Source organism: Actinomadura sp., from assembly GCF_044508335.1.
Taxonomy (GTDB): Bacteria; Actinomycetota; Actinomycetes; order Streptosporangiales; family Streptosporangiaceae; genus Spirillospora.
The window spans coordinates 17,089-24,552 of the sequence record NZ_JBIQHY010000106.1 but is presented as its reverse complement, the minus strand read 5'-3'; the positions used below and the strand labels follow the sequence as shown (position 1 = coordinate 24,552).

Sequence of the window (7,464 nt, the reverse complement as noted above, 5' to 3'; positions counted from 1 at the left end):
CGCGACCTCATGGAGCGGATGGGCCATGACAGCGTGCGGGCCGCGATGATCTACCAGCACCGGACGGTGGGCGGCAACCGAGCGATCGCCCAGGCCATGGACAACAAGATCAACAGCGCCAACCGAGATGACGACGATGGACCGGCCGCGCCCCTCGCTCTCGTGGGCTAATGGCACGCTAATGGCACGAAGACCCTGTTCCCATGATCGGGAACAGGGTCTTTTCGCAGGTGGGCGCGGACGGTTTCGAACCGCCGACTCCTCGCTTGTAAGGCGAGTGCTCTACCCCTGAGCTACGCGCCCGGGTCGCCGGGAAAGCGTACCCGGTTCGTGGGGGGCTTCGCGAAACGGTATCCGTCAGGTGGTGGGGGTCAGGCGGGTCACGGCAGCGGCCAGGCGGTCGGTGGGGGTGGGGACGGTCGCGGGCGGCATGCCGTCGAAGAGGGTCATGGCGAAGCGCATCAGGGTGGGGTGGGCGAGGCCCTGGGTCGTTGCCAGGCGCATGAGGCGGGGGTTCTCGATGGCGCGGGTGAAGGCGCGGCCGAGGGTGAAGGGGGCTCCGCTGGCGCGGCGGATGGCGGACGGGTAGGAGCTGAGGATCTTCTCCGGGAAGGGGCCGTGGAAGGCCCTGGTGATCACTTCGGCGGCGATGCGGCCTGCTTGGAGGGAGTAGGCGATGCCTTCGCCGCTGAACGGGTTGACCATGCCGCCGGAGTCGCCGACCAGGAGGAGGCCGGGGAGGTAGTGGGGGCGGCGGCTGAAGCCCATGGGGAGGGCGGCGCCGCGCAGGGGGCCCACGGCGTCGTCTTCGGTGAAGGGGAGGGTCTTCAGCCAGTCGGAGAACAGGTGGTGGTAGTCGGGGTGGTCGGTGCGCAGGAGGGCAACGCCCACGTTGCAGGTGCCGTCGCCCATGCCGAAGATCCAGCCGTAGCCGGCGGGCGCCAGGTCCAGCCGGATTTCGAGGTACGGGTCGTCGTGGCGGGGGCTGCGGTAGTAGCGGCGGCCCGCGATGCCTATCGGGCGGTCGCGGCGGGGGTGGAGGCCCAGGGCGACGGAGAGGCGGGACGAGGCGCCGTCCGCGGCTATGACCAGGCGGGCCTTGTGGGTTCCGTCGGCTGTGCGGACGCCCGTCACGCGGCCACGGTCCAGGAGGGGTGCGGTGACCTTGGTGTTCTCGTGGAGGGTCGCGCCGGCGGCGGTCGCGTTGCGGGCGAGGAGTTCGTCCAGGTCGCTGCGGGTGCGGGTCAGGCCGTGGCCGGACGGCCAGGGGAGTTCGAGGGTGCGGCCCGCGCCCAGGAGGCGGACGCCTTCCGTGCGGAACCAGTCGGAGAGGTCGATGTCGAGGGCGCGGAGTTCGTCGACCGCGCGGGGTGTCAGGCCGTCGCCGCAGATCTTCTCGCGGGGGAAGGACGTCTTCTCCAGAATGAGGACGTCCAGGCCGGCGCGGGCCAGGTGGCAGGCGGCGGACGTGCCGGCGGGTCCGGCGCCCACCACGATGACGTCGTGCATCACAGGTTCCGATTGAACCAGTCGGCCGCCTGCATGGTCACCTCTTCCAGGGCGCCCGGCTCCTCGAAGAGGTGCGTCGCGCCGGAGACGATGTGGATCTCGCAGCGGTCGAGGCTTTTCGCCGCCTGCTTGTTCAGGGCCAGGACTTCGGTGTCGCGGCCGCCGACGATCAGGAGGACGGGAGCGCGGACGCGGGGCAGGGACGGGGCCGCCAGGTCGGGGCGGCCGCCGCGGGAGACGACCGCGCCGACGCGGGGCCGGGCCGCGGCGGCGGCCAGCGCGGCGGCGGCGCCGGTGCTGGCGCCGAACAGGCCGATGGGCATGCCCGCGGTGTGCGGGGCGGACTCCAGGCCCTCGGTGAGGCGGTCGATCGCGCCGATCAGGCGGAGGGTGAGGAGTTCGATGTCGAAGCGGAGGGCGGCGGTGACGCGGTCGACCTCCTCTTCGTGCTGGGTGAGCAGGTCGATGAGCAGGGTGCCGATGCCGGCGGCGTTGAGGCCCTCGGCGACGGCGCGGTTGCGGGGGCTCAGCCGGGAGCTTCCGCTGCCGTGCGCGAACAGGACGACGCTCGTCGCGCCGTCCGGTATCGACAGGTCGCCGGGCAGTTCGGCGTCCTGGAGACGCAGTGTGATCATGTGTTGGGCGGTTCGGCGCTGATGTCGGCGAGGGCGGAGCGCTCGTCCCGCTGGACGGCGAGGTCGCCGATGGACACCATGCCGATCGGCCGGTCGCCGTCCACGACGGGGACGCGGCGGACGGCGTTCTCGCGCATCAGCCGCACCGCCTCGCCGGCGTCCTCGCCGGGCGCGACCGTGACCAGGTTGGTGCTGCAGATGTCGGCGACGGTGGTGCCCGACATGTCGCGCTGCGCGGCGACGGCGCGGACCACGATGTCGCGGTCGGTGACCAGGCCGCGGAGCCGCCCCTCGTGGACGACGAGGACGTCGCCGATCCCGTGCTGCCGCATCAGATCCCCGACTTCCGCCAGGGACGTGTCCGGGGACACCGACACGGGAACCGGCGTCATCACCTCGTTCACCTTCTGGGCCATGCGAACCTCCCCTCGGGCGCTCGCCTACCCAGCGGCGGACGGGATATGTCAGCCGGAGGAGTCGGGCCCGTCCTGCTCGGCGAGGAACCGCTCGAACTGGGCGCCGAGTTCCTCGGCGGTGGGCATGTCCTGCGATTCGGCGAGGAGGCTGTCGCGCTCGGCGGCGCCGGCGAACGCGTCGTACTGCTGCTCCAGGGCCCGGACGACCTTCTCGACCTCGTCGTTGCCGTCGACCTGCTCGGCGATGTCGGCGTCGGTGGCGGCGGCCGCGTCGCGGAGCCGGTCGACGGGCAGCACCAGCCCGGTCGCGGAGATGATCGCCTCCAGCGCGGCGACGGCGGCGGCCGGGTAGGCGGACTGGGCGAGGTAGTGCGGGACGTGCACGGCGAACCCGACGGCGTCGTGCCCGGCCTCGCCGAGCCGCAGCTCCAGCAGCCCGGCGGCGCTGCCCGGCACCTGCACCTTGTCGAACCACGAGTTCTTGGTGATCAGCTCGGGCCGGGTGGCGTGCGCGGTGGTGCCGACGGGCCGGGTGTGCGGGACGCCCATCGGGATGCCGTGGAACCCGACGACGATGCCGACGCCCAGCTTCTTGACCAGGTGGACGACGGCCGAGGTGAACCCCTCCCACAGCCGGTCGGGCTCGGGCCCGGACAGCATCAGGAACGGGCTGCCGGCCTCGTCGCGCAGCAGCCGGACGACCAGCTCGGGCGCGTCGTAGGAGGCCCAGTGGTCGCGGTCGAACGTCATCGGCGGCCGGCGGGCCCGGTAGTCGATCAGCGAGTCGACGTCGAAGCGGGCGATCACGCGGTGCTCAAGTGACTCCAGGAGGTGCTCGCGCACGAGCTGCCCGGTGGATCCGGCGTCCACGAAGCCGTCGAGGCTGTGCAGCAGCACCGGACCCGTCATCTCCGGCAGGTCGGCGTCAAGCTCGTACAGATCCTCAGGGTTAAGCAACTTCTCCCCCACCTCTACATGTCTTACGCCCAACATTAGGACATGCGGAGGCCCATCCCCGGTTCGGACGTGACGCGGGTCACGCGAAGACGCGGCTGGCGAGGAAGTCTTCCGGGAGAAGGGTGGTGAGTTCCTCGCGGCCCACGTCGCCGCCGCCCGCGAGGAGGCGGCTGGCGTGGCGGAGGCGGGCCCGTTCGATGGCGTTCCGGACGGAGCGGGCGTTGGCGAACCGGGGCTGCGCGCGGCGCCGGGACAGGTAGTCGCGGAAGACCGGTTCGGTCTCGGGGGCGAGCCCGTAGCCTTCGCGTTCCATCATCAGGCGCCCGATGGCCTCCAGCTCGTCCGGTTCGTAGTCGGGGAAGTCGATGTGGTGGGCGATGCGGGAGGACATGCCGGGGTTGGACGCGAAGAAGGCGTCCATGCGGTCCTTGTAGCCGGCGAGGACGACGACGAGGTCGTCCCGCTGGTTCTCCATGACCTGGAGGAGGATCTCGATGGCCTCCTGCCCGTAGTCGCGCTCGTTCTCCGCCCGGTACAGGTAGTACGCCTCGTCGATGAACAGCACGCCGCCCATGGCGCGCTTCAGGACCTCCTTGGTCTTGGGCGCGGTGTGGCCGACGTACTGGCCGACGAGGTCGTCGCGGGTGACGGAGACGAGGTGGCCGCGGCGGATGTAGCCGAGGCGGTGCAGCAGTTCGGCGAGCCGGACGGCGACCGACGTCTTGCCCGTCCCGGGGCTGCCGGTGAAGCACATGTGCAGGTTGGGGCGTCCCGAGTCGATGCCGAACCGGGCGCGGACGCGGTCCACGAGCAGCAGCGCGGCGATCTCCCGGATGCGGGTCTTGACCGGGGCGAGCCCGACGAGTTCGGCGTCCAGGGCGTCCAGGACGGAGTCCACGTGCGAGTCGGCGCGTTCCCTGGCGAGGTCGATGCGCGCGCCGGGAGGGAGCGGCTCCCCGGTGGCGGGAGCCCGGGAAGAGTCCACCGGGGAGCCGTTGTGGCGCATCCCGAAGCCGGGGCGTTCGGTCAACGTCCCGCCCCGTAGCGGTCGCCCTCGGGCCGGTCGAGAGCGTACGGGTGGAGCGTGTACCGGACGCGCCGGTCGGACGTCTCGGTCCGGTCGAGCCGGAAGCCGGGCTCGTCGGCCGGGCGCTGCACGATGAACGACAGCGCCGTGGTCTGCCGCCCGTACCGGGCGTCGTAGGCGTTCAGCCGGATGTAGCGGTCCGGGTACGCCTTGCGGCACTCGTTGATCTCGTACAGGACGCCGGCGGGGTCGGCGAGGTCGAACATCGGCAGGCCCCACATCTCCCAGTAGGAGTTGCGCGGGTGCGGGTCGTCGGTGAACTCGACCGAGCACGGCCAGCCCTGGTCGAGGGCGTAGGCGACCTGCTTGGCGATGTCCTCGTCAGTGAGGTCGGGCAGGTACGAGAAGGTTCCTTGAGTGATTCGCATCAGACGCTCACCGGGGTCTCGACGACGTCAGGGGTGTCGGTGGATTCGTAGGTGAAGGTGATGTCGCCCCAGGTGGACAGGGCGATGTCGAGTTCGCGGCTGTGCTTGGCCGCGGCGCGCAGGATCTCGGGGCCTTCGGCGAGGTAGTCGCGGCCCTCGTTGCGCGCCTTGATCATCGCTTCGAGGGCGACGCGGTTGGCGGTGGCGCCGGCGGCGATGCCCATCGGGTGGCCGATCGTCCCGCCGCCGAACTGCAGGATCGAGTCCTCGCCCAGGTAGTGCAGGAGCTGGTGCATCTGCCCGGCGTGGATGCCGCCGGACGCGACGGGCATCGTCCCCGGCATCGACGCCCACTCCTGGTCGAAGTACAGGCCCTTCACCGGGTCGGCCTCCACCTTGTCCAGGCGCAGGGTGTCGTAGTAGCCGCGGACGCTGTTGGGGTCGCCCTCCAGCTTGCCGACGACCGTCCCCGCGTGGATGTGGTCGACGCCCGCCAGCCGCATCCACTTGGCGATGACGCGGAAGTTGACGCCGTGCGACTTCTGCCGCGTGTACGTCGAGTGGCCCGCGCGGTGCAGATGCAGGAGGACGCCGTTCCTGCGCGCCCACTTCGCCATCGACTGGATCGCCGTGTAGCCGATGGTGAGGTCGATCATCACGACGACGCTGCCGAGTTCCTTGGCGAACTCGGCGCGCTCGTACATGTCCTCCATCGTCGCGGCGGTGACGTTGAGGTAGTGGCCCTTGACCTCGCCCGTGGCGGCCTGCGCCCGGTTCACGCCCTCCATGCAGTAGAGGAACCGGTCGCGCCACCGCATGAACGGCTGGGAGTTGATGTTCTCGTCGTCCTTGGTGAAGTCGAGGCCGCCGCGGAGGGCCTCGTACACGACGCGCCCGTAGTTGCGCGCCGAGAGCCCGAGCTTGGGTTTGACCGTGGCGCCCAGCAGCGGACGCCCGAACTTGCCCAGGTACTCGCGTTCCATGACGATGCCGTGCGCCGGCCCCTGGAACGTCTTCACGTAGTGGGGCGGGATGCGCATGTCCTCAAGGCGGAGCGCCTTGAGCGCCTTGAACCCGAAGACGTTCCCGATGATGGACGACGTCAGGTTCGCGATCGACCCCTCCTCGAACAGGTCGAGGTCGTAGGCGATGTAGGCGATGAACTGGTTCTCCTGGCCGGGGACCGGCTCCACCTTGTAGCACTTGCCCTGGTAGTTCTCGTAGGACGTGAGCCGGTCCGTCCAGACGACCGTCCACGTCGCGGTGGACGACTCGCCGGCGACGGCCGCGCCCGCCTCCTCCGGCGGCACGCCCGGCTGCGGCGTGATCCGGAACGCGGCGAGGACGTCGCTGTCCTTCGGTTCGTAGTCCGGGCGCCAGTAGCCCATCTCCGCGTAGGGGATCACGCCCGCCGACCATCTGCCCGAGCCCATCGCCGCTCCCTCCTGGACGACGGGGCGCGGCGCTCCCCTCCGCGTGAAGGACGGCATGTCCCAGGGGATCTCGGAGCGGATCGCCGCGCCCCGGTCGCGTGCAACCGTGACACTTCGAGCTTCGCCCCCAGACACTTGCGATGTCCATCAAGTGTTCTACGGTGACCATTGAGCATTCACTTGAACGAGGAGGTTCGGACGTGACGGAGGCCCGGACGTGACGGAGGCCCGGCTGCGGACGTTCGCCGCGCTCGCCGACACCGGGTCGGTGCGGGCGGCGGCGCGGCGGCTGTACGTGACCGAGTCGGCGGTGTCGGCGGCGGTCGCGGCGCTGACCCGCGAGCTCGGCGTGCCGCTCGTCCAGAAGGTCGGCCGCGGCGTCCGGCTCACCCCCGCCGGGGCCGTCTACGCCGGGTACGCCCGCCGGGTCCTCGGGCTGCTGGAGGAGGGGCGGGCGGCGGCGCGCGGCGCGGCCGACCCGGGGCGCGGGCCGCTGCGGCTCGCGGCGGTGACGACGGCCGCCGACCAGCTCCTCCCCGAGCTGCTCGCCTCGTTCCGGGCGCGCTGGCCGGACGTGGAGCTGGCGCTGGAGGTCGGGCCGCGCCGCCAGGTGTGGAGCAGCCTCGCCGCGCACGAGGCCGACCTGGTGCTGGCCGGGCGGCCGCCCGCCGAGGTCGCCGCGACCGTGCTGGCCAGGCGTCCGAACGAGCTGGTGGTCGTCGGGGCGCCGGGCCTCGCGGACGGCTTCGCCCTCGCCCGCACGCCCTGGGTGATGCGCGAGCCCGGCTCGGGGACGCGGGCGACGGCGGACGCCTACCTGGCCGAGCGCGAGGCGGCGCCGCCCCGGCTGGTGCTCGGCTCGAACGGCGCGGTCGTCGCGGGCGCGGCGGCCGGACTCGGGGTCGCGCTCGTGTCGCGGGACGCGGTCGGCGCCGAGCTGGAGTCCGGGCGGCTGGTGGTGGTGGACGCGCCGGGGATGCCGCTCGACCGCCCCTGGCACGCGGTCGCCGGCGCGGCCCCGACCCCGACGACCCTGCTGTTCGTCCGGCACCTGCTGGA

The 7,464-nt window shown here is 71.7% G+C and carries 8 protein-coding genes and 1 tRNA gene; 1 reads left to right on the top strand and 8 read right to left on the bottom strand.

Features of this window, described 5'->3' with window-relative positions:
- Positions 1-231: 231 nt before the first annotated feature.
- The 8 genes from ACIWVC_RS27325 to ACIWVC_RS27290 form a co-directional block, all read right to left on the bottom strand.
- Positions 232-303: transfer RNA gene (locus tag ACIWVC_RS27325), tRNA-Val, on the bottom strand.
- Positions 304-357: 54 nt separating this feature from the next.
- On the bottom strand, positions 358-1,509 hold the full coding sequence (locus tag ACIWVC_RS27320; RefSeq protein ID WP_396454758.1) for a geranylgeranyl reductase family protein: 1,152 nt from the start codon (positions 1,507-1,509) through the stop codon (positions 358-360).
- Complete coding sequence (locus ACIWVC_RS27315; protein ID WP_396451103.1) at positions 1,509-2,144, bottom strand: dienelactone hydrolase family protein; 636 nt, start codon at positions 2,142-2,144, stop codon at positions 1,509-1,511. The genes ACIWVC_RS27320 and ACIWVC_RS27315 overlap by 1 nt, the downstream gene beginning before the upstream one ends.
- Positions 2,141-2,560: a CBS domain-containing protein gene (locus ACIWVC_RS27310; protein WP_396454757.1), complete on the bottom strand. Its 420-nt coding sequence runs from the start codon at positions 2,558-2,560 to the stop codon at positions 2,141-2,143. The genes ACIWVC_RS27315 and ACIWVC_RS27310 overlap by 4 nt, the downstream gene beginning before the upstream one ends.
- Positions 2,561-2,608: 48 nt before the next feature.
- Entirely contained in the window at positions 2,609-3,517 is a 909-nt protein-coding gene (locus ACIWVC_RS27305) for a PAC2 family protein (RefSeq protein WP_396451107.1), read from the bottom strand.
- A gap of 79 nt (positions 3,518-3,596) precedes the next feature.
- Positions 3,597-4,547: a CbbX protein gene (gene cbbX, locus ACIWVC_RS27300; protein ID WP_396451109.1), complete on the bottom strand. Its 951-nt coding sequence runs from the start codon at positions 4,545-4,547 to the stop codon at positions 3,597-3,599.
- A complete protein-coding gene (locus tag ACIWVC_RS27295) occupies positions 4,544-4,972 on the bottom strand; it encodes a ribulose bisphosphate carboxylase small subunit (RefSeq protein ID WP_396451110.1) in 429 nt (142 codons plus the stop codon). Before ACIWVC_RS27295 ends, cbbX begins: the two co-directional genes overlap by 4 nt.
- Positions 4,972-6,405 (bottom strand): form I ribulose bisphosphate carboxylase large subunit, encoded by a 1,434-nt coding sequence (locus tag ACIWVC_RS27290; RefSeq protein ID WP_396451112.1) that lies wholly within the window; start codon positions 6,403-6,405, stop codon positions 4,972-4,974. Before ACIWVC_RS27290 ends, ACIWVC_RS27295 begins: the two co-directional genes overlap by 1 nt.
- 217 nt (positions 6,406-6,622) lie before the next feature.
- Between ACIWVC_RS27290 and ACIWVC_RS27285 the strand changes: the two genes are divergently transcribed.
- On the top strand, positions 6,623-7,464 hold an 842-nt coding region (locus tag ACIWVC_RS27285; protein ID WP_396454756.1), incomplete at its 3' end, for a LysR substrate-binding domain-containing protein.